The sequence below is a fragment of the Streptomyces sp. NPDC005202 genome (assembly GCF_040608235.1).
GTDB lineage: Bacteria > Actinomycetota > Actinomycetes > Streptomycetales > Streptomycetaceae > Streptomyces.
Genome location: NZ_JBEXHW010000047.1, coordinates 1 through 19,198 on the forward strand (window position 1 = coordinate 1; position 19,198 = coordinate 19,198).

Annotated in this window: 22 protein-coding genes and 1 pseudogene; 16 read left to right on the top strand and 7 right to left on the bottom strand. The window is 66.7% G+C overall.

Annotated elements, in window-relative coordinates:
* Positions 1-310 precede the first annotated feature (310 nt).
* The 6 genes and pseudogenes from ABZV31_RS35045 to mhpD all read right to left on the bottom strand — a co-directional run bounded on the left by ABZV31_RS35045 (position 311) and on the right by mhpD (position 3,822).
* Positions 311-604: a DUF4190 domain-containing protein gene (locus ABZV31_RS35045; protein WP_355900888.1), complete on the bottom strand. Its 294-nt coding sequence runs from the start codon at positions 602-604 to the stop codon at positions 311-313.
* Positions 601-750: a hypothetical protein gene (locus ABZV31_RS35050; protein ID WP_355900918.1), complete on the bottom strand. Its 150-nt coding sequence runs from the start codon at positions 748-750 to the stop codon at positions 601-603. The genes ABZV31_RS35045 and ABZV31_RS35050 overlap by 4 nt, the downstream gene beginning before the upstream one ends.
* Positions 751-838: 88 nt before the next feature.
* Positions 839-976, bottom strand: a pseudogene (locus ABZV31_RS35055) (transposase); the annotation flags it as partial.
* Between the two features lies 1 nt (position 977).
* Positions 978-2,030, bottom strand: a complete 1,053-nt coding sequence (gene dmpG, locus ABZV31_RS35060) for a 4-hydroxy-2-oxovalerate aldolase (protein WP_355900889.1) — start codon at positions 2,028-2,030, stop codon at positions 978-980.
* Positions 2,027-2,992: an acetaldehyde dehydrogenase (acetylating) gene (locus ABZV31_RS35065; protein WP_355900890.1), complete on the bottom strand. Its 966-nt coding sequence runs from the start codon at positions 2,990-2,992 to the stop codon at positions 2,027-2,029. Before ABZV31_RS35065 ends, dmpG begins: the two co-directional genes overlap by 4 nt.
* Positions 2,989-3,822: a 2-keto-4-pentenoate hydratase gene (gene mhpD, locus ABZV31_RS35070; protein WP_355900891.1), complete on the bottom strand. Its 834-nt coding sequence runs from the start codon at positions 3,820-3,822 to the stop codon at positions 2,989-2,991. The genes ABZV31_RS35065 and mhpD overlap by 4 nt, the downstream gene beginning before the upstream one ends.
* Before the next feature lie 130 nt (positions 3,823-3,952).
* Between mhpD and ABZV31_RS35075 the strand changes: the two genes are divergently transcribed.
* Positions 3,953-4,675: an IclR family transcriptional regulator gene (locus ABZV31_RS35075; protein WP_355900892.1), complete on the top strand. Its 723-nt coding sequence runs from the start codon at positions 3,953-3,955 to the stop codon at positions 4,673-4,675.
* A gap of 215 nt (positions 4,676-4,890) precedes the next feature.
* On the opposite strand, the gene ABZV31_RS35080 is transcribed toward ABZV31_RS35075, so the two are convergent.
* The gene (locus ABZV31_RS35080) at positions 4,891-5,121 is read right to left on the bottom strand and encodes a hypothetical protein (RefSeq protein ID WP_355900893.1); all 231 of its coding nucleotides are present in this window, start codon (positions 5,119-5,121) and stop codon (positions 4,891-4,893) included.
* 560 nt (positions 5,122-5,681) lie between these two features.
* On the opposite strand from ABZV31_RS35080, the gene ABZV31_RS35085 reads away from it, so the two are divergent.
* The 15 genes from ABZV31_RS35085 (at position 5,682) to ABZV31_RS35155 (ending at position 19,189) form a co-directional block, all read left to right on the top strand.
* Positions 5,682-7,004 (top strand): aromatic ring-hydroxylating dioxygenase subunit alpha, encoded by a 1,323-nt coding sequence (locus tag ABZV31_RS35085; RefSeq protein WP_355900894.1) that lies wholly within the window; start codon positions 5,682-5,684, stop codon positions 7,002-7,004.
* 23 nt (positions 7,005-7,027) lie between these two features.
* Entirely contained in the window at positions 7,028-7,552 is a 525-nt protein-coding gene (locus ABZV31_RS35090; protein ID WP_355900895.1) for a 3-phenylpropionate/cinnamic acid dioxygenase subunit beta, read from the top strand.
* A 17-nt stretch (positions 7,553-7,569) separates the two neighbouring features.
* A complete protein-coding gene (hsaD, locus tag ABZV31_RS35095) occupies positions 7,570-8,460 on the top strand; it encodes a 4,5:9,10-diseco-3-hydroxy-5,9,17-trioxoandrosta-1(10),2-diene-4-oate hydrolase (RefSeq protein WP_355900896.1) in 891 nt (296 codons plus the stop codon).
* Between the two features lie 64 nt (positions 8,461-8,524).
* Positions 8,525-9,337, top strand: a complete 813-nt coding sequence (locus ABZV31_RS35100) for a VOC family protein (RefSeq protein ID WP_355900897.1) — start codon at positions 8,525-8,527, stop codon at positions 9,335-9,337.
* A gap of 36 nt (positions 9,338-9,373) precedes the next feature.
* Positions 9,374-9,730 carry a bifunctional 3-phenylpropionate/cinnamic acid dioxygenase ferredoxin subunit gene (locus ABZV31_RS35105; RefSeq protein ID WP_355900898.1) on the top strand — a complete coding sequence of 119 codons (357 nt, stop codon included), beginning with the start codon at positions 9,374-9,376 and terminating at the stop codon, positions 9,728-9,730.
* Positions 9,727-10,989 carry an FAD-dependent oxidoreductase gene (locus tag ABZV31_RS35110; RefSeq protein ID WP_355900899.1) on the top strand — a complete coding sequence of 421 codons (1,263 nt, stop codon included), beginning with the start codon at positions 9,727-9,729 and terminating at the stop codon, positions 10,987-10,989. Before ABZV31_RS35105 ends, ABZV31_RS35110 begins: the two co-directional genes overlap by 4 nt.
* A 26-nt stretch (positions 10,990-11,015) precedes the next feature.
* Positions 11,016-11,828, top strand: a complete 813-nt coding sequence (gene hcaB, locus ABZV31_RS35115) for a 3-(cis-5,6-dihydroxycyclohexa-1,3-dien-1-yl)propanoate dehydrogenase (protein ID WP_355900900.1) — start codon at positions 11,016-11,018, stop codon at positions 11,826-11,828.
* Positions 11,829-11,843: 15 nt separating this feature from the next.
* Positions 11,844-12,266, top strand: coding sequence for a hypothetical protein (locus tag ABZV31_RS35120; RefSeq protein ID WP_355900901.1), 423 nt, complete (start codon positions 11,844-11,846; stop codon positions 12,264-12,266).
* Positions 12,267-12,300: 34 nt separating this feature from the next.
* Entirely contained in the window at positions 12,301-12,687 is a 387-nt protein-coding gene (locus ABZV31_RS35125; RefSeq protein ID WP_355900902.1) for a hypothetical protein, read from the top strand.
* Between the two features lie 67 nt (positions 12,688-12,754).
* Positions 12,755-13,531: an ABC transporter permease gene (locus tag ABZV31_RS35130; RefSeq protein WP_355900903.1), complete on the top strand. Its 777-nt coding sequence runs from the start codon at positions 12,755-12,757 to the stop codon at positions 13,529-13,531.
* A 19-nt stretch (positions 13,532-13,550) separates the two neighbouring features.
* Positions 13,551-14,423, top strand: coding sequence for an ABC transporter permease (locus tag ABZV31_RS35135; protein ID WP_355900904.1), 873 nt, complete (start codon positions 13,551-13,553; stop codon positions 14,421-14,423).
* Between the two features lie 26 nt (positions 14,424-14,449).
* Complete coding sequence (locus ABZV31_RS35140) at positions 14,450-15,307, top strand: ABC transporter ATP-binding protein (RefSeq protein ID WP_355900905.1); 858 nt, start codon at positions 14,450-14,452, stop codon at positions 15,305-15,307.
* A 17-nt stretch (positions 15,308-15,324) separates the two neighbouring features.
* Positions 15,325-16,542, top strand: a complete 1,218-nt coding sequence (locus tag ABZV31_RS35145; protein WP_355900906.1) for an MlaD family protein — start codon at positions 15,325-15,327, stop codon at positions 16,540-16,542.
* Positions 16,539-17,906, top strand: a complete 1,368-nt coding sequence (locus ABZV31_RS35150) for an MlaD family protein (protein WP_355900907.1) — start codon at positions 16,539-16,541, stop codon at positions 17,904-17,906. Before ABZV31_RS35145 ends, ABZV31_RS35150 begins: the two co-directional genes overlap by 4 nt.
* 35 nt (positions 17,907-17,941) lie before the next feature.
* Positions 17,942-19,189: an MlaD family protein gene (locus ABZV31_RS35155; RefSeq protein WP_355900908.1), complete on the top strand. Its 1,248-nt coding sequence runs from the start codon at positions 17,942-17,944 to the stop codon at positions 19,187-19,189.
* Positions 19,190-19,198 lie beyond the last annotated feature (9 nt).

A 19,198-nucleotide genomic window follows, 5' to 3' on the forward strand; every position in this document is an offset into this window, starting at 1 on the left:
ACCCCCGCAACTACCTGGCCTTTCTCGGACTCGCCGCAGCCCTGTGCTGCTACAAGCGACTGCTCCGCCTCACCACATAGGACACGGTCTTAGCTGAGCACTTTAAGGAGTACGCCGACATCATCCCTTCGCGCCGCTCCCGGGCGGCGTGGAGAGGCGCGACAACGCGCTGAAGCTGCAGGTACGGGCGCTGCTCGCAGATGACCTGCGGATCGAGCAGGATCTCGCCCGCTGGTTCCCGGTATGGGGCGCGCCGGGCTTCGGAGCGGAAGGCACCTCAAGCCCTCGCAGCCGGTTATCAGCCCGATTGTCAGCCGGTGGAGCTCCAGGAGACGGTGCCGTTCGCGGTGACGACGGTGGCGAGGAGGATGAGATCGGCGGCGCCGAGCCCCATACCCAGGCGGGCGCGGCCTCGGCGGCCGGTACCCTGCGTGAGCGCGAGTCCGCCGAGCACGAGGGCGCAGGGGCCGAGCAGGAGGTTGAAGACCAGCAGTCCGACCAGGCCGAATACGAAGGATGCGACGGCCATTCCGTCGGCGTCGCGACGGAGGGCGGCGCTGGACCGGGGCTGCCGGGGGCGACGCGGCTGGGCGGCGGAGTTCATCGGGCGTCTCCCTTGCCGTGCATGCGCTCTCGAAGCGCGAAGCCCAGCAGCCAGGCGCCGATGACGGTCGCTGCGAGCAGAGTTACCGGCAGGGGGGTGTGTGCTGCCACGCCGAGCAGTGTGCCCAGCAGGAGTAGGGCGGCCATGAGGAAGATCATCGGGGTCCTTTGGTGAGAGGTTTGGTGATCGACCTTGAGTGAACAGTTGTGGATTACAACTGTTCACTCAAGGTCGCGGGACATCCCGCCATGGCGTCCCGGTGCGGGTCCGCCACCGTACGCCGTCGATCAGCTGCCGCTTGGTCCAAATCGGCGGCCGTCCCGGCTTCTTGCCCTTCGGCAGCAGCGGTTCCAGCCGAGCCCACTGCGCATCGTCAGATCGCGCGAGACACGAGGTCCAGGGCGACGTCCGTGATCATGTCCTCCTGGCCGCCGACCATTCCTCGTCGGCCCACCTCGACGAGGATGGTGCGGGTGTCCAGTCCGTACCGGGCGGCGGCGGCCTCGGCGTGGCGCAGGAAGCTGGAGTACACGCCGGCGTAGCCGAGGCTGAGGGTCTCGCGGTCCACCCGTACCTCCCGGTCCTGCAGGGGGCGGACCAGGTCGTCGGCGGCGTCCATGAGCGGGAAGAGGTCGCAGCCGTGCTTCCAGCCCATGAGGTCGGCGACGGCGATGAACGCCTCCAGCGGGCAGTTGCCGGCCCCCGCGCCCTGCCCGGCCAGCGAGGCATCGACCCGTACGGCCCCGCCCTCCACGGCGACGACGGTGTTGGCCACGCCGAGTGCCAGGTTGTGGTGGGCGTGGATGCCGAGCTCGGTGGCGGTGTCGAGCACATCGCGGTAGGCGCGGAAGCGGTCCCGTACCCCGTCCATGGTCAGCCGGCCGCCGGAGTCGGTGACATAGACGCAGTTGGCTCCGTAGGACTCCATCAGCTTGGCCTGACGGGCGAGTTCGGCCGGCTCGGCCATGTGGGACATCATCAGGAATCCGGCGACGTCCATGCCCAGTTCACGGGCGGCGGCGATGTGCTGGGCGGAGATGTCGGCCTCGGTGCAGTGCGTGGCGACGCGAACCGAGCGGATACCCAGGGCGTGCGCCTGCTTGAGGTCGTGCAGGGTGCCGATCCCGGGAAGCAGCAGCGTGGTGGGGACCGCGTCGCGGGTGACGTCGGTGACGGCCTCGATCCACTCCCAGTCGGTGTGGGCGCCGACGCCGTAGTTGATGCTGGAGCCGGACAGGCCGTCGCCGTGGGCGATCTCGATGGCGCCGACACCGGCGGCGTCCAGCGCGGCGGCGATGGCCCGCGCCTGCTCGACGGTGTAGCGGTGCCGGACCGCGTGCATGCCGTCCCGCAGGGTCACGTCCTGGACGTACAGGGCGGTGGGCTCGGCGACCGGTGCGGTCGCGGTGGGCTCGGTCGTGGTCATCGGGCTGCCACCTCGCTGGAGCGGTGTGCGGCCATGCGCTCCGCGGTGCGCAGCGCGGCCGAGGTCATGATGTCGAGATTTCCGGCGTAGGCCGGGAGGTAGTGGGCGGCGCCCTCGACCTCGAGGAAGACCGAGACCTTCACCGCATCGGCGCCGGCGGCCCCGTCGGGCAGCAGCCCGCGCAGCGGGTCGTCGGCCGTCACGCGGTCGAACTGCACCTTCTGCTTGAGGCGGTAGCCGGGCACGTAACCCTGGACGCGGCCGACCATCTCCTCGATCGAGGCCGTGACCGCCTCGGTGTCGCAGTCCGAGACCAGGCAGTGCACGGTGTCGCGCATGATCAGCGGGGGCTCGGCCGGATTGAGGATGATCACCGCCTTGCCGCGGGCGGCACCGCCGACCTGCTCGATGGCCGAGGCGGTGGTCTCGGTGAACTCGTCGATGTTCGCCCGGGTGCCGGGCCCGGCGGAGCGAGAGGCGATGGAGGCGACGATCTCCCCGTAGCGGACAGGGGTGACGGCCGAGACGGCGGCCACGATCGGAATCGTGGCCTGGCCACCACAGGTGACCATGTTGACGTTCGGGACGTCCAGGTGCGCCTCGCCGTTGACCGGCGGCACAACGTACGGGCCAATGGCCGCTGGGGTGAGGTCGATGAGGGTGCGGCCGAGCGCGCGCAGCAGCTCGTCGTGGCGCCGGTGGGCGCCGGCGGAGGTCGCGTCGAAGACGATCTCCACGTCGGCGAACTCGTCCATCTTCACCAGCCCGTTCACGCCCTCATGGGCGGTGGCCACCTTCAGGCGGCGGGCCCGTGCCAGGCCGTCGGAGTCGGGGTCGATGCCCACCATCGCGGCCATCTCCAGGCTGTCGGACAGCCGCAGCACCTTGATCATCAGGTCCGTGCCGATGTTGCCCGACCCGATGACCGCCACCTTGGTGCGGGCGTTCGTCTCACTGCTCATCGCTTCTCTCCTTCCGCGACGAACCCGACCCGTACAGAGCCCAGGTTCGAAATACGAGCCTCGAACTCATCACCCGGAGAAGCAGGAGCCATTGGCCCCAGGGCCCCGGTCAGAACCAGGTCTCCCGTCCTCAGCGGGTCCCCCATCTCGGCAAGGGCCGAGGCCAGCCAGGCGGCCGCGTTGAGGGGGCTGCCGAGGCAGTCGGCGCCGGTGCCCTCGGAGGCCACCTCGCCGCTGCGGGTCATGGTCATCCGTACGGAGCGGAGGTTGACCCCGGTCAGCGGCACGGGGGAGCCGCCCAGGACGTAAAGACCGCTGGAGGCGTTGTCGGCGACGGTGTCGACGATGGAGATGTCCCAGTCCTGTACCCGGCTGTCGACGATCTCCAAGGCGGGAAGCGCGAATTCGGTGGCGCGCAGCACATCAACGACGGTGCACTGGCGGTGCGGCAGGTCGCTGCCGAGTACGAGTGCGACCTCGGCCTCCACCTTGGGCTGGAGCAGCCGCCCGGCAGGCACCTCGCCGCCCTCCGGCACGGCCATGTCGGCGAACAGCGCGCCGAAGTCCGGCTGGTCCACGCCGAGTTGGCGCTGCACGGCCGGGGAGGTCAGGCCGATCTTGCGGCCGACGATCCGGCGGCCGGCGGCCACACCGCGCTGGACGTTCAGCTGCTGCACGACGTAGGCGGTCTCGATGTCACCGTCGTCGAAGAGCGTGCGCACCGGCGGGCAGGCGGCCCCGGTGCGGGCTGCCTCCGCCAGCACGTCGGCGGCCTTGACCACGGCCGGTGGGACGGCGTCCGGTTGGAGGCGGTCGGGGACGGTCGGCACGGGGCTACCTCCAGAGGGGAGTGGTGGGGACGGGGGCTCTCGGTGCCACCGATCACGCCTCCCGGTATAGACACTGCGCCCTCGTTGGAACAATCCTTGTTTCGTGACACGGAACAATGCGGGTGGCAGCATGCTGGACAAAGCCGCACTCATCCTCGAATACTTCCGCCCGACCGGGGGTCCTTACCGCCTTACGGAACTTTCGGAGCGCACGGGCCTGCCCAAGCCGACGGTTCACCGGCTGGCGGCGGAACTCCTCCGCCTGGGCTGGCTGGAGCGCTCGGGCGCCCACTACCAGCTCGGCGGAAAGCTGTTCGAACTCGGCTCGCTGGTGCCGCGCCGGCGCGATCTGCGCGAGGCGGCCCTGCCGTTTCTGCAGGATCTGTTCGAGGCCACCCGCGAGACAGTCCACCTAGGGGTCCGCGAGGGTTTCGAGGTGGTCTACCTGGAGCGCATCCACGGGCACGATGCCTTGCAACTGCCCTCCCGCATCGGCGGCAGCCTGCCGTTGACCTGCACCGGTGTGGGCAAGGCCCTGCTCGCCTTCTCCGGCGCCGAGCTGACCGAAGAGGTACTGTCCCGGCCGCTGCCGAGCCTCACCCCGCACTCGATCAGCGACCCGGCGCGGCTGCGTACGGCGCTGGAGAAGATCCAGGTGTCGGGCCTGGCCTACGAGGAGCAGGAGGCCGCGCCGGGGGTGAGCTGCATCGCAGCCCCGGTGTTCGCCGGAGGCACGGCCGTGGCCGCGCTCTCGGTGGCGCTGCCGCGGCCGCGCTTCCGCCCCGCCCAGCTGGCTCCGGCGGTGCGGACGGCGGCCCTTGGCCTGTCCCGCGTCCTCCGCGGGGGCATCTGACCGCGGCGGGACAACCTCAAGGGATCATTCGACCCTGTCGGGCTCGGAAAGTCATCGCTGCTGGTCAAGCGGCGTAGTGTTACTCGTTGATGACGCCGCCGAGGACGCGGGTGCGCAGGAGTGTGCGCGTATCGACGCCGTGCACGGTGGCGGGCTGTTGTTCGGACTCGGGTGAAAGCTGATGGCGAGCCCGACGGGCGGTGCCCCTTGTAGTGCTACTGGTGGGCGGCCAGGACCTGCCGGGCGTGGGCCTCGCCTGTGATCAGGACGTGGTCGAGGGCCTCGCGCCGGATACTTTCGATCGCTCGCGGGGATGTCGGGGACAGCGCCGCCAGCCAGAACCGGTCCGCGGGCTCGTAGCGGACCGGGCCAGCGACCCGGCGGCGCAGGACGGTGTTCTCGTGCCGCAGCACCAGCAGCTCCGCGTCCTTCGTCTCGGCGGGCACTGGCCGGGTGCCGGTCAGCGGGCAGTCGGCACCGAGACGGTCCAGGACCGTCGGCGGGGCATCGGCGACCCAACTCGCTGATCGCCAGCAGCGAGGTCGCTCCGGCCAGGACCGAGCAGGACCGCCAGCGCCAGGACTTACACCAGGCCATGGCGGACACCACGGGCTTGCGCGGATCGGGGATTTCGGCCAACCGGGCCAGCAGACCGGGCAGTTCATGCTCGGCCGTGTCCGGCTGATCACGGGGTTGATCAAGAACGGGGGGGATCGGGGAAAATGCGACGGCAGGCACGGACTTCCGTGGGATCAATGGACTCGACACCCACCTGATGTTGGGAAACCGTGCCTGCTCTGTCTCGGGGCCCCTCACCACCACTCATCAGGATACAACCCGCTCAAGCGGCGACTACGCCGAAGCCCTGGCGGAGGAGCAACCGGGCTACCTCCGGGCAGCTTTCCGTATGTTTCACGGATGCCCGTCGTTGTGTCAGATTGCACACTGACTGAACCAACGCCACAGAGTGAGGCCAAGGGTCGCTCGAAGGAGGCCTGAATTGGTAATGGATATCCGTGATTTGGTGGACGTCCAACAGGGTACGTTGGATCCCCGAATCTACGAGGACGAAGAGATCTACCGGCAAGAGCTGAAGAACGTCTTCGCGCGGTGCTGGCTGTTCCTCGCGCACGACAGCCAGATTCCGAATCGTGGGGACTATGTGACCACCTACATGGGCGAGGACCCGGTGCTGGTGGTCCGCAAGCGGGACGGTTCGGTCGGTGTCTTCATGAACCAGTGCCGGCATCGCGGTATGCGGCTGTGCCGGGCGGATGCGGGTTCTGCCAAGAGCTTCTCGTGCAGCTACCACGGCTGGACCTATGACCTCGAAGGAAATCTCGTCGGCGTTCCCAGTGAAGACGACGCCTACCACGACGAAATCAACAAGGCCGAATGGGGCGCCGTCAAGGTCGCCCAGGTGGACAGTTACAAGGGGTTCATCTTCGCTACCTGGGACCCCACCGCGCCTCCTCTTCTGGACTACATCGGCGATTTCCGGTTCTATTTCGACGCCTTCGCCGACCGGACGGCCGCCGGTACCGAACTCATCGGTGGTGCTCACCGGTGGGTGTTCCCGGCGAACTGGAAGTTCGCGGCGGAGCAGTTCTGCAGCGACATGTACCACGCGCCGATCAGTCACGCCTCGGCGGTGCTCGCGCTGACGCCGGACGATCAGGACGTCGACGAAGAAGTCTTCCCGATGGACGGTACGAAGGGCCGCCAGTTCAGCTCGGAACTGGGGCACGGTACCGGATTCTTCGTCGAGTCCGGTGACGTCCTCGCGAACATCGTCGGGCAGAAGCCCGCCGACTGGTTCCAGGGTGGGAACCCGGAGGCGATCGGGCGGCTCGGCGACGCGCGGGCTGAGCGCATGCGCGGGGCGCACGCGACGCTGTTCCCGAACTTCTCGTTCCTGCCGGGCATCAACACGCTGCGGATCTGGCACCCGAAGGGCCCGAACGAAATGGAGGTCTGGGCCTGGACGCTGGTGGACAAGAACGCCCCAGCCGACGTGCGTGAAGCGCAGCGGATCGGCACCGGTCGCACGTTCAGTGTGGCCGGCCTCTTCGAGCAGGACGACGGCGAGAACTGGAGCGAGATCCAGCGCGTGCTGCGCGGTCACATCGCCAAGCAGAGCAGTTTTAACCTGCAGATGGGTCTCGGCCACGAATGGCACGACGACCCAGATTTCCCAGGAAAGTTGAACCGCGTCTACTGCGAAATGGCGGCACGCGGTTTCTACAAGCGGTGGGCCGACATGGCGAGCGGCATGTCCTGGGACGAACTGATGGCATCTGTGCGACAGGCCGTGGAGGTTTCCGGATGACCACACTACTCGAAAGCTCACCCGTGACTTCGGTCAGTGTCGAGCTGCAGCACCAGATCGAGCAGTTCCTCTACCTCGAGGCGAGGTTCCTCGATGAGCGCCGGTTCGAGGAATGGCTCGACCTGTTCAGCGACGACACCCACTACTGGATGCCGACCCGGACAGTTCGCTACGAACGCGAACTCGACAAGGAGTTTTCGGCGCCGAACGAGGTCGCGCATTTCGACGAGAACAAGCGCCATCTGGAAGAGCGGGTCACCCGCATCAGGTCGGGTATGGCGTGGGCGGAAGAGCCGCCTTCGCGGACCAGGCACATGGTGCACAACGTGATCATCGAGCCCGGGGATTCTCCCGACGAACTGCTCGTCCGCAGCAACATCCTGCTCTACCGAGGCCGGCTCGATCGCGACGTCGACTTCTTCGTCGGTTTCCGTGAGGACGTGCTCCGGAGAAGTGAGGACGCAGACTACGGCTGGTTGATCGCCCGCCGGCAGATCTTCCTCGACCAGACCCTGATCCTCGCCAAGAACATGAGCATCTTCTTCTGAAATCCGGAGGCAGCAGTATGACGCGCACGAGCGGCAACCTCACCGCTGACGAAACTTCGCGTTTCGCCGATCTCGAGGGCCTTCGCATTCACTATCACGACACCGGTGCGCGTACGGCTGCGGCTGAAGCGCGGCCACCGCTCGTGCTTCTGCACGGCGGTGGCCCCGGCGCCTCGGGCTGGAGCAATTTCTCGCAGAACGTGCCCGGACTCTCCCAAGACTTCCGGGTACTCGTAGTCGATCAGCCCGGCTACGGAAAGTCGGACAAGCCGGTGGTCAAGGACGGCGTCTGGACGTTCAACGCCCGGGTGCTGGATGCGCTGCTGGAGTCACTCAACATTCCGCAGGTGCACCTGGTCGGCAACTCGCTCGGCGGCGGCACCTCGCTGAAGCTGGCCCTGGACTTCCCCAATCGGGTCGACCGGCTGGTGCTGATGGGTCCCGCGGGCGGAGCGCTGAACCTGCTGTCCGCGGACCCGTCGGAGGGCCTGAAGGTTCTGTTCTCGTTCTACGCCCCGCCCGGTCCCAGCATCGACCGGATGAAGAATCTCATCAAAGTCATGAGCTACGAGCCGAAGACGGTGCCGCCGGAGGTGCTGGAAGACCGGTTCGCCGCCGCGACGACCCCGGAGGCGATGGACTACGCGACCCGTCTCTACCAGGCGTTCGGCCCGGACGGCGACCGACTGCCAGAGGAACTGTGGCGGGACGTCGACCGGATCCAGCACAAGACCCTCTTGGTGTGGGGACGTGATGATCGGGTGCTTCCGCTGGACGGGGCCTTCTTCCTGCTGAAGCGCATGCCGGATGCGCGGCTGCACGTGTTCTCGAGGTGCGGGCACTGGGCCCAGCTGGAGCACCGCGACGAGTTCAACCGGCTGACGGTCAGTTTCCTGGCCTCGTCCTGAAACGACCTTGGAGGAGAACGTGTCCGTAAACTCACTAGGGCATCTCACAATTTCGACGTCCAAAATGGACGAATGGCGGGAGTTCGCCGGGAACGTGCTCGGCATGCAGGCCGTTGCGAACAACCCCGACGGCGTCACCCGGTTCCGCCTGGACGAGCGGAGCTACCGCCTGGAGTTCGAAGAGGGCGACACCGAGGAACTGACCCGGATCGGTTGGGAGGTCCCGAACGCCGCGGGACTCGATGACGTCATCGCACGGCTCGAGGATGACGGTCTGAAGGTCACCCGGTGCAGTGCGGAGGAAGCGGCCGCACGCGACGTCCAGGGGCTGGCCCAGACGGTCGACAATTCCGGGTTCAATCTGGATTTCTTCTACGGTCAGCAAAAGTCGGTCGAACCGTTCATCTCCCCTCGATCGGCGAGCTTCGTCACAGACGGCATGGGGCTCGGCCACGTCGTGCTGATGACTCCGGTTTTCGACGATGCCCTGCGTTTCTACACCGACGTACTCGGATTCCGGCTCAGTGACACCATGCGCCTCGGACCGGCCAGGGTCGCCTTCCTGCGGTGCAACCCACGTCACCACAGCGTGGCGTTGATCGAGGCGCCCGAAAAGGGAATCCACCACTTCATGGTCGAGGTGTCCGAAGTGGACATGGTCGGGCGCGCCCACGACGCCTGCCGTGACGGCGGTGCCGGAATCATGATGGACCTTGGCCGTCATTCGAACGACGAGATGTTCTCCTTCTACGCCAGGACACCGTCGGGTTTCGGGCTGGAATACGGCCACGGCGGCGTGCTGGTCGACGATTCGACCTGGACGGTGACCGAAATCGCCGGGCCGAGCCTCTGGGGCCACCGCGGCTCCATGGTCTGACCTCCGGAAAGTTCGTTCGAGTTGAAAGGTATGCTCATGGGCTCGTCCGTCCCCTCCGGTTCGGAAACCCTTGTGGTGTGCAAGGCGGAAGAGCTTCCGCCCGGGCAAGTACGGAAGATCGACGCGGAGCGTCCCATCGCGGTATTCAATGTGGACGGTGTGTTCTACGCGATCGACGACACGTGCTCGCATGCGACCGCCTCACTGAGCGAGGGTGACCTCGAAGGGCACACGGTCGAGTGCCCCTGGCATGTTTCCCGCTTCGATCTCCGTACCGGAAAGCCCTGCTCCCTGCCGGCCAGCAGGCCGGTGCGGACGCACGCCGTGGAGATCCGGGACGACACGGTAGTCGTCCTGGTGGGAACCAAGCCGGAGTGGGCGGACGCCTCATGACCGCATCGTTCGACTCGGTCGCCGTCATCGGCGCCGGACTGGCCGGGGCGAGCGCGGCGGTCACGCTTCGCGAGCGCGGGTTCTCCGGCCGGATCCGGTTGATCGGCGCCGAAAAACATCTGCCGTACGAACGCCCGCCGCTGTCCAAGGAGTTCCTCGGCGGACAGCTGCCGGCGGAGCGGTTGCTGGTTCATCCGGCCGACGCCTACGCGGAGCGGGACATTGAGCTGGTGCTCGGAAGGCCGGTGACCCAACTCTGTCCGGCCGACCGCGCGGTCGAACTGGACGGCGGCGAGCGGGTCGACGCGGACCGCGTGCTGCTGTGCACGGGCGTGCGGCCCCGCTCGGTCGGGGTGCCCGGCGAGTCGCTGAGCGGGGTGCACTACCTACGGGACCTGGAACACGCGGTAGCACTGCGGGAAGTCATCGAGCGCGGTGTCCCGGTCGTCGTGGTCGGTGAGGGCTTCATCGGCTCCGAGCTGGCGTCAACCCTCGCCGAGCAGGGCGCCGACGTCACCCTGCTGATGGCCGGTGACTTGCCGATGAAGCAGGTGCTCGGGGTGGAAGCCGCCGGGTGGCTGCTCGATCAGCACCACCGCCGCGGCGTGAAGGTCCTGGCGCGGTCGCCGCTGAAGTCGATTCACGGCTTCGACCGGGTGGAGGCCGTCGAGGTCGCGGACGGCACGGTGCTGCCCGCCGGCGCGGTCGTGATCGGCATCGGTTCCGAGCCCGTGGCCGACCTGGCGATCAGCGCCGGGCTCGCGGTCGACCACGGCGTGGTCGTCGACTCGTCGAGCCGTACCTCGATCCCGGAGATCTACGCCGCCGGCGACCTGGCGCGGTTTCCCAGCCGGACCTTCAACCGGCAGCTTCGCGTCGAGCACTGGCAGAACGCACAGAACCAGGCTGCGAACGCGGTCGAGTCGATGCTCGGCCATGACGAGCCGTATGACGAGATTCCCTGGGCGTGGACCGAACAGCACGGAAAGCGTTGGGAGATCGCCGGATTGCCCATGCTCGGCACCGACGTGGTCCGCCGAGGAGACCCGGACAGCGCCGAGGGCGCGTTGTGGGTCTTCTCCGATCAGGGACGCGTGCAGGGCGCGGTGGCGGTGAACCGGCGTCGCGAGCTGCGGGCGATCCGGCGTGCGCTGGCACAGGAAGTGTTCGTGGACACCGACGCCGTGCGGGACGAGTCGGTCGACATCCGGATCGCGATCAGCAGCGCGGACGCCGCCATGCACGCGGCAGAGGTGTGACACAGACAAGCGATAAGGGATCAAACATGGGTTGGTTGCAGGGCAATGTCGCTATTGTCACCGGCGGTGGCTCCGGCCTCGGCCGCGCGGTGGTCGAGCGGTTCTTGGCCGAAGGTGCGCAGGTTGGTGTCCTGGAGAAGTCGGCGGACAAACTCGCCAAGCTCGAAGCCGATCTCGGCGACGCAGTGATCGGCGTCCACGGCGATGTGACTCGTTATCAGGACAATGTCCGGGTCGTCGAAGAAACCGTGGCGCGCTTCGGAAAGCTCGACACTTTCGTCGCTAACGCGGCGATCTGGGACTTCTCGACCAAGCTGGTCGACATGCCGGAGGACGGCCTGGACAAGCTGTTCGACGAGATGTTCCACATCAATGTCAAGGGCTATCTGCTCGGCGCGAAGGCCGCTGTTCGTGAGTTGGCCGCAACCGGCGGATCGATCATTTTTACAGTCTCCAACGCCGGGTTTTATCCCGGTGGCGGCGGCCCGCTGTACACCGCGTCCAAACACGCGGTGCTCGGGTTGATCAAGCAGCTGGCGTTCGAACTGGCCCCCAAGATCCGGGTGAACGGGGTCGCCCCCGGCGGCATGCTCACCGACCTGCGGGGCCCCGGTTCCCTCGGCCTCGGCGAGACCACCATTGCCTCGGTTCCCCTTGACGATCTGGTAAGGCAGTGCACGGTACTGCAGAAGCTGCCGGAAGCCGCTGACTACGCCGGGAATTACGTACTTCTGGCCTCGAAGAACAACTCGTCGGCATCGACCGGCGCGATCATCAACTGTGACGGCGGAATGGGTGTGCGCGGCCTCGCCGAGGTCGCGGGCGGAAACGATCTGTAGGGAAAGGGAAGAACAATGACCAGCAGGCCTACTTTCGGTACCCGCGAGCTCTACGACGCGCTCGCGGAAACACTCAACGGCGACCCGGTCTGGCGCAAGAAGGCCAGGAAGATGACGTTCGGGATGACCCACGTCTACACCGGGAAACTCCCGCTCGTCGTCCGGATGAATTTCACCGAGGGCGTGATGTCGGACGTCACCGTTTACGACAGCGTGGCGGACGCGCCGAACAGTGAATTCGTGCTCACCGGGAACAGCGAGAACTGGGAGCGGATGCTGGTGACCGGCGAGCTGAGCGTGAACATCGCGCTGGTCAGCAAGCAGATCTCGGTCAAGGGGAAGATGGGCCCGATGATGAAGAACATTCCGCAGTTCAACTACATCATCGCCAAGCTCATCGAATTGGAGCCTCGCGTACTGGACGAGGAGAAGGCCTGACGTACGGCTCACCGGGAAAGCGGGACGGATCACGATGATGATTTCTTGGTTCGACAAGTTCGATCCGGTGGCCGCGGTGCGCGGCGCCTGGCGCGGGTTCGTCGTCTTGCTGATCGGCGGCCTCTTTGCGCCCGCGGCAGTGGGGTTCGTGCCTGTGGTCGGTCCCTTCTGGCTGGTCCTCACCGCGGTCGCCGCTTTCGTGGTGGCCGCGTGGGAGCAGGGAGCTTCGGCCGACTTCCGTTGGTACGGCTTGATTTCCGCGGTGTGCGCGTACCTGCTGATCCTGCCCTTGGTGCTACTGCAGCCTGACGGCCACTCGCCGGTGCAGATCGTGTCCACTTTGGCCGTCGCCGTGCTGGTCAGTGCGTGCACCGGCTTCGCACGCGGCCGCCTGTCCAGGTCGGGTGGTTCGGATGAGTAGCGCGGTGCAGTCGCCTTCGCCGGCAAGGCACCGGAACCGGTCGAAGGCGACGTCGAAACACCTGTCCATGGTGGCCAGCCCGTTCCGGCAGGCCGGTGAGATGACCCAGCTCGGCGGCCGGGTCCTGATGATGGCGTTGCGCCGTCCGGTCGGTTACTGGGGCGACGTACGGGACCAGATGGTCCAGATCCTCAAGCTCTGCTGGCTACCAATGATGGTGGCCACGATCGCGTTCGGTTTCGGCGCGCCCGGCCTGCAGGGCGGGAACATCATCAACCTCTTCGGTGTGCCGGAGCGGCTCGGCGCCTTCTTCATCATGGCCAGCGTCAGGGAGTTCGCCCCGTGGATCAACGCAATGGTCATCGCCGGCGTGGTGGGCACCGCGATGACCGCCGACCTCGGCGCCCGTCGGATCCGCGAGGAGATCGACGCGATGGAGGTGCTCGGCGTCGACCCGATCCGCACGCTGATCCTGCCGCGCGTGATCGCGGTGACCATCATGACCGGCCTGATGGACCTGGTCGCCCTGGTGTTCGGCGTAATCGGCGGGTTCATCGCGGCGGTGTTCGTCTTCGACGCGAGCGCTGCGGCGTTCGTCAACAGCTTCTTCGACAACGCCACCACCACCGACATCTGGGGCAGCGTCGTGAAAACGACGGTCTTCGGCCTGATCATCGGCGTGGTGTGCAGCTACAAGGGTTTCCGTGCCGAGGGCGGGCCGAGCGGTGTGGGTCGCGCGGTCAACCAGGCCGTGGTGATCTCGTTCGCCGCGATCTGGGTCTTCAACTGGGTGTTCACCACGATCCTGCTCGGGCTGAACCCCGATATGCACGTCTACAAGTGACCTTGGAAGCGAGGCGCATATGACTAGCGTTCTCCGCCCGGAACGCGGGCGGGATTCGAAGAGTGGCGGCGCCCCGAAGCCGGAAGATCTGGTCATCACACCGGGCGTGATCGGGACGAAGATCCACCAGAGTTTCGCCACCGGCGGCGAGATCGCCCAATTCTCCGCCAGAACGATCCGAGGGCTTCCCGACGTTCGACATTTCGTCGGTGAAGTGCTTCGCCAGGCCGCCACCTTGATCCTTTCGAGCGGCCTGATCATCTGGGCGATGCAGTTCGTGATGGGCTCGGTGTGCGCGACCGAAGCGAGCTACACGCTGAAGCAGATCGGCGCACCGCTGTACTCCGGTATTTTCAATGTCTACTGCGGTTTCCGCGAGATGTCCCCGTACATGTGGGGCTACATCCTGGCCGCGAAGGTCGGCTGCGGCCTGGTCGCGGAAATCGGGTCGATGCGCATCACCGACGAGATCGACGCGATGGAAGTGATGGGTATCAACTCCCGCACTTACCTCGTCGGCACGCGCATTCTCGCCACGTGGATGGCCATGCCTTTCTTGTACACCATCGGGCTCGGCATGCTGTTCATCTCCGAATACCTCGTCACCGTGCTGCAGCTGCGCGTCGTCTCGCCGGGTGGGTACAACTACATTTTCTGGCTGTACCAGAACCCGGTCGACTTCCTGATGGTGCTCGCAAAAGTGATGACCATGGGTACGGTGATCATTTTCGTCAGTTGCTATTACGGATACAACTCGCGAGGCGGTCCGGTCGGCGTCGGCACCAACACCGCGAAGTCGATGATGGTGAACATGGTGATGATCCACATCGTGAGCACCTTGTTCACGCAGTTGTTCTGGGGTCTCAATCCCAACGCCCCAATCGCGAACTAGCCGTTTGCCAATCTCAAGGAGCAGGCATGAAGATGAGCACGAGTTCGGGGGTGGAATACGCTGAGCCCACCGAGCGCACGGCCGGCGTCGGTACGCTGCCGACGGGGAAGGACGTCGCATCGAACGGGGCTCCCCACTCGATGCAGGTGCGCGGTGTGCACAAGAGCTTCGGTGATTTCCAGGTGCTGCGCGGAATGAACCTGGACTTCGCCGACAACGCCATCACGACGGTCCTGGGTCCGTCGGGTACCGGGAAGAGTGTGCTGATCAAGCATCTCGTCGGCCTGCTAGAACCGGACGCTGGCGAGGTGCTGGTCTTCGGCAAGGACATCTGGCGGGTCAGCGAGCAGGAGCGGTACGAGCTGCGTAAACGGTTCGGGGTGCTGTTCCAGGACGGCGCGCTGTTCGGGTCGATGAACCTGTTCGACAACGTAGCCTTCCCGCTTCGCAAGCACACCAACATGTCCGAGGCCGAGATCGCCGAGATCGTGATGAGCCGGCTGGCCGAAGTGGGCCTCGAAAAGTCATTCACCAAGTCGCCGTCGGAGATTTCCGGCGGTATGCGCAAGCGCGCCGGGTTCGCGCGTGCGCTGGTGATGAACCCGGACATCGTGTTGTTTGACGAGCCGGACTCCGGTCTCGACCCGGTGCGCACCAGCCTGCTGTGCGACCTGATCCTGGAGATGCACGCCCGGCACAAGGGCACCTACCTGCTGGTCACGCACGACATCCGCAGCGCCCGCAAGGTCAGTGACTACGTGGGCGTGATCTGGCAGGGCAAGGTCGTGCACTACGGCGAGGCGGAAGAGGCGTTCGCCTCGGAAGATCCGTTCGTCCGCCAGCTCCTTTCCGGTGAATCGGCCGGACCGCTGGGGATGGACTGAGGCGCATGCGACGTGTGATGATCACCGCGTTGGCAGCTGTCGCCGTGTTCGGCGCCGGTGCCTGGTGGCTGAGTAGGGACGATTATCGCGTCAGCGTGCTGCTGCCGTCAGCGACGAACGTGGTGCAGGGCAGCCCGGTGCTGATGAACGGTTTCCAAGCCGGGCAGGTCGCCTCGATCAAGGTGCAGGACGGGAAGGCGCGGGTCGAACTGGCCATGGACGCCGACCACGTGCCGCTGCACGACGGTGCCAAGGTGCAGGTTGAATGGCGGGCACTGCTCAGCGAGCGCCACGTCACCGTCACCGACGGCCCGCCGAAGAACGCGGCGGTCCCGTCCGGGGGGATGCTCAAGGGCGACATGCCCGTGCCGATGGAACTGGACCAGGTGCTCGCCGCGCTCGACCCGAAGACCCGGACTCGGTTGTCCTCGCTCGTGCGGCGGTTGGACGGCACGGTCACCGGGCACGAGCAGGACCTGCGGTCGACGCTGAAGACCAGCGGACCCGCGGTGGCCGCGCTCGGCGACGTGTTGCGTGGACTCGGCACAGACGGCCCGGCGATCAAGCAGATGGTCAGCCGCGTCGACGATATGGTGAAAACGCTGACCGCGCGGGACGGCGATCTACGCAACATCGTCAACGGCCTGTCCACCCTTTCCGCGCAAACCGCCGGGCAGCGGCAGCAGTTGTCGGACACGCTGAAGGCGTTGCCCGGCACGCTGGACATCGCGAACCGCACACTGGGCCACGTGCCCGGCGTGGCGGACAAGGTCGCCCCGCTGCTCGATGACCTCCGCCCGGCCACTGAGCGGTTGCCCGGTGTCGCCGGCAATCTCGCCCCGGTGCTGCGCAACCTGCGGCCGCTCGTCGGCGAGCTCCGCCCGACACTGGCCGCGGCGGATGTGTTGCTGGACAACACTCCCGGCCTGCTGGACACCGCGCACCCATCGGTTACCGGCCTGAACTCCGCGGTGGGCGCCCTGCGCCCGGCCGTACAGTTCCTGCGCCCCTACACCCCTGAGCTGGCCGCGAACTTTTCGACCTGGGGCAGCGCGATGGCCGACTACGACCAGAACAGCCACTACGCGCGGCTGCACCTTTCGGTGAGCCCGGAAAGCGTCAACATGAATCCGGGCGTGATGCTTCCGCCCGACTTCAAGTACCGGCCCTTCCCGTACCCGGGTGAAGCCGGGGGCCAGCCGTGGACCGACGCCTTCGGGAGTGAAGTGCGATGACCACGAATATCACCGGCAGGAAAACGATTCTGTCGAAGGCCCGAGTCATCGCCGCGGTGATCTTCGTCAGTGTGACGGCCATCGCCAGCTGGGGGATCCACCAAAGTTCCGAACCGAACGGCACCCTGCTGACCGCCGAATTCGCCGACGCCAGCCCGCTGCTCGTGCGCAACGACGTCAAAGTGGACGGTGTCAAGGTCGGCGAGATCGCGGAGATCACGGCGCAGGACGGGAAAGCCGACGTCACGATGGAGCTGAACCCCGAGGCGCTGCCGCTGCACAACGACGCCAAGGTGACGATCCGCCCGGTCAGTCTGCTCGGCGAGCGCTACCTGGAGCTCGACCGCGGCACACCTTCGGCGCCGGTGATGGCGCCGGGTGCCAAGATCCCGGTGGAGCGGACCGCCCGCAACACCGATCTGGACGAGGTACTCAACACCGTCGACGATCCGACCGGGCAGTCGTTGGCCGCGCTGATCACCATGCTCGGCGAAGGGGCGCGCGGCAACGGCGCCAACATCCAGGCGACGATCAAGGCGCTCGGGCCGGCGATGCGCGACACCGACGGCCTGGTCAAGATCCTCAACGAGCAGAACAAGTTGCTCAACAACGTCGTCGACAACGTTGGGCCGGTCGCCGCCGCGCTCGCCCGCGACGAGGGCAAGACGCTGGACGGCCTGGTGGGCTCGGCGCACCAGCTGCTCGGCACCACGTCGGAGCAGCAGCAGGCATTCGAGGCGACGCTCGCGGAACTTCCGTCGACGTTGAACGAAGCGCGGTCGACGCTGGCGCAGGTGGTCGGCACCGCGAACTCGACGACCCCGATGCTCAAGTCGCTGCGCCCCACCACGGACAACCTCGCGCAGATCAGCAACGAGCTGAAGCAGTTCGCCGACTCGGCCGATCCCGCACTGGCGTCCGCGCAACCCGTGCTGGACAAGGCACAGGGCATGCTCGACCAGGCGCAACCGGTGGCCGCCGAGTTGCGCAAGGCGGGCCCAGACCTGGCGTCAAGTATCCGGTCGGCGAACCCGCTGGTGTCCCGGCTGACTAAGAACATCTCCGCGGTGATGGCGTTCATCAGGAACTGGGCGCTGTGCACCACCGGGCACGACGGGGTGTCGCACTACTTCCGCGGGCGGGTGATAGCGACGCCGTTCTCCGCGACGGGCACCGTTCCCGGGCTCAAGGGTGATCTTGGTGTCGGCCGGCTGCTCACCACCGGTAAGGGGAAACCCCACCAGCAGCAGCCGCTGCCTTCGCCTGGCCTGCTCAGCCCGCAACCGCAGCCGGACGGCGGCGTCACCGGCCTGAGTAAACAACAAGAATCCGGCGCCCTCGGGTTCCTGGTGGGAGGGTCCTAATGGCAGCGATACGCAGGACGCGACCGAGTCGCGCGGTGCTCATCGGCATTGGGGTGCTTGCGGTGTTCGCCGCCTCGTCGCTGCTGGCAGTGAACGCGACCTACGGCGTGCCGTGGCAGACGGGCACCCAGCTCAAGGTCGCCTTCACGAACGTGGGATCCTTGCAGGCCGGCGACGACGTCCGCGTGGCGAACGTGCGAGTTGGCCACGTCAAGGAGATCGACCTGGTCGACGGCAAGCCGCGGGTTCTGCTCACGTTCGACAACGAACGCAAGATCTACCGCAACGCCACCGCAGTCGTCGACGAGCGTTCCGGGCTGGGGCAGAAGTTCATCGATGTCAATCCCGGCGACGCCAGTGCTGGGGTGCTGGGCCCGGACGACACCCTGCCCGCCTCGAAGACCACGCCTGCGCAAGATCTGTCCGATGTGCTCAGGGTCCTCGACGAGCCGACCCGCAAGGGACTTGGCACCACGGTCCGGGAAGTTGGCGGCGGTGCCGGCGGACACAGCCAGGACGTGCACGACGTGCTGTCGGCGGCGCCGAAGATGTTGCCGGACCTCGGCACGGTCGCCCGGGCACTCAGCACTAACGACGGGGCCGACCTTCGTTCGGTGCTGACCACCGCGAACAGCCTGGCCCGCCGGTTCGCCGGCCGTCAGGAGCAGCTCGGCGAGCTGCTTGGGCAGCTGGACACCACCATGCAGGCGATGTCGGTGGACGACGGAAAGCCGCTGACGGAAGCGTTGCAGCGGGCGCCGGAGACACTTCGCGACGTCCGGGGCGCGCTGCACACCGTACGCGGTCCGCTCGCGCAGACCGCGTCCGCTGCATGGCAGCTCCAACCGGGCGCGGCGGCGTTGGGGCAGGCCACCCCGGATGTCCGGGGCGTGCTGCGCCAGGCGGTCACCCCGCTGAACAAGGTCCCCAACGTCGCGGGCAAAGCCAAACCGGCGGTCTCCACGCTTTCGCATACCTTCACCGACGCGCGGCCGTTGGCACCCGTGCTGACCAAGGCGTTCGGCAATTTGCAGGTCCCGCTCGCCGTGCTCAAGCCGTACGCGCCGGAGATCGCCACGTTCTTCACCAACACGTCGAGCGCGCTCAGCAACGGTGACGCCGCTGGGCACTGGCTGCGCATCTATCTCAACGTCGGCTCCGAGTCGGTGCTCGGCACCCTTCCGGTCCAGGACTCGACCGTGTCACGCAACGCGTATCCGGCACCGGGTCAGGCGAGCAAGGATCGGGCAAACGGTCCGCTTGGCCAGCGAGCGGGAAAGTGAGTCGGCATG

Excerpts from the sequence above, each read along its gene's own strand:
- ABZV31_RS35045 (WP_355900888.1), bottom strand. The coding sequence starts at position 604 with ATGAACTCCGCCGCCCAGCCGCGTCGCCCCCGGCAGCCCCGGTCCAGC.
- hsaD (WP_355900896.1), top strand. The coding sequence starts at position 7,570 with ATGACGCGCACGAGCGGCAACCTCACCGCTGACGAAACTTCGCGTTTC.
- ABZV31_RS35100 (WP_355900897.1), top strand. The coding sequence starts at position 8,525 with ATGGACGAATGGCGGGAGTTCGCCGGGAACGTGCTCGGCATGCAGGCC.
- ABZV31_RS35085 (WP_355900894.1), top strand. The coding sequence starts at position 5,682 with ATGGATATCCGTGATTTGGTGGACGTCCAACAGGGTACGTTGGATCCC.
- ABZV31_RS35105 (WP_355900898.1), top strand. The coding sequence starts at position 9,374 with ATGGGCTCGTCCGTCCCCTCCGGTTCGGAAACCCTTGTGGTGTGCAAG.
- ABZV31_RS35140 (WP_355900905.1), top strand. The coding sequence starts at position 14,450 with ATGAAGATGAGCACGAGTTCGGGGGTGGAATACGCTGAGCCCACCGAG.
- hcaB (WP_355900900.1), top strand. The coding sequence starts at position 11,016 with ATGGGTTGGTTGCAGGGCAATGTCGCTATTGTCACCGGCGGTGGCTCC.
- ABZV31_RS35120 (WP_355900901.1), top strand. The coding sequence starts at position 11,844 with ATGACCAGCAGGCCTACTTTCGGTACCCGCGAGCTCTACGACGCGCTC.
- ABZV31_RS35075 (WP_355900892.1), top strand. The coding sequence starts at position 3,953 with ATGCTGGACAAAGCCGCACTCATCCTCGAATACTTCCGCCCGACCGGG.
- dmpG (WP_355900889.1), bottom strand. The coding sequence starts at position 2,030 with ATGACCACGACCGAGCCCACCGCGACCGCACCGGTCGCCGAGCCCACC.
- ABZV31_RS35125 (WP_355900902.1), top strand. The coding sequence starts at position 12,301 with ATGATGATTTCTTGGTTCGACAAGTTCGATCCGGTGGCCGCGGTGCGC.
- ABZV31_RS35135 (WP_355900904.1), top strand. The coding sequence starts at position 13,551 with ATGACTAGCGTTCTCCGCCCGGAACGCGGGCGGGATTCGAAGAGTGGC.
- ABZV31_RS35050 (WP_355900918.1), bottom strand. The coding sequence starts at position 750 with ATGGCCGCCCTACTCCTGCTGGGCACACTGCTCGGCGTGGCAGCACAC.
- ABZV31_RS35145 (WP_355900906.1), top strand. The coding sequence starts at position 15,325 with ATGATCACCGCGTTGGCAGCTGTCGCCGTGTTCGGCGCCGGTGCCTGG.
- ABZV31_RS35130 (WP_355900903.1), top strand. The coding sequence starts at position 12,755 with ATGGTGGCCAGCCCGTTCCGGCAGGCCGGTGAGATGACCCAGCTCGGC.
- ABZV31_RS35065 (WP_355900890.1), bottom strand. The coding sequence starts at position 2,992 with ATGAGCAGTGAGACGAACGCCCGCACCAAGGTGGCGGTCATCGGGTCG.
- ABZV31_RS35110 (WP_355900899.1), top strand. The coding sequence starts at position 9,727 with ATGACCGCATCGTTCGACTCGGTCGCCGTCATCGGCGCCGGACTGGCC.
- ABZV31_RS35150 (WP_355900907.1), top strand. The coding sequence starts at position 16,539 with ATGACCACGAATATCACCGGCAGGAAAACGATTCTGTCGAAGGCCCGA.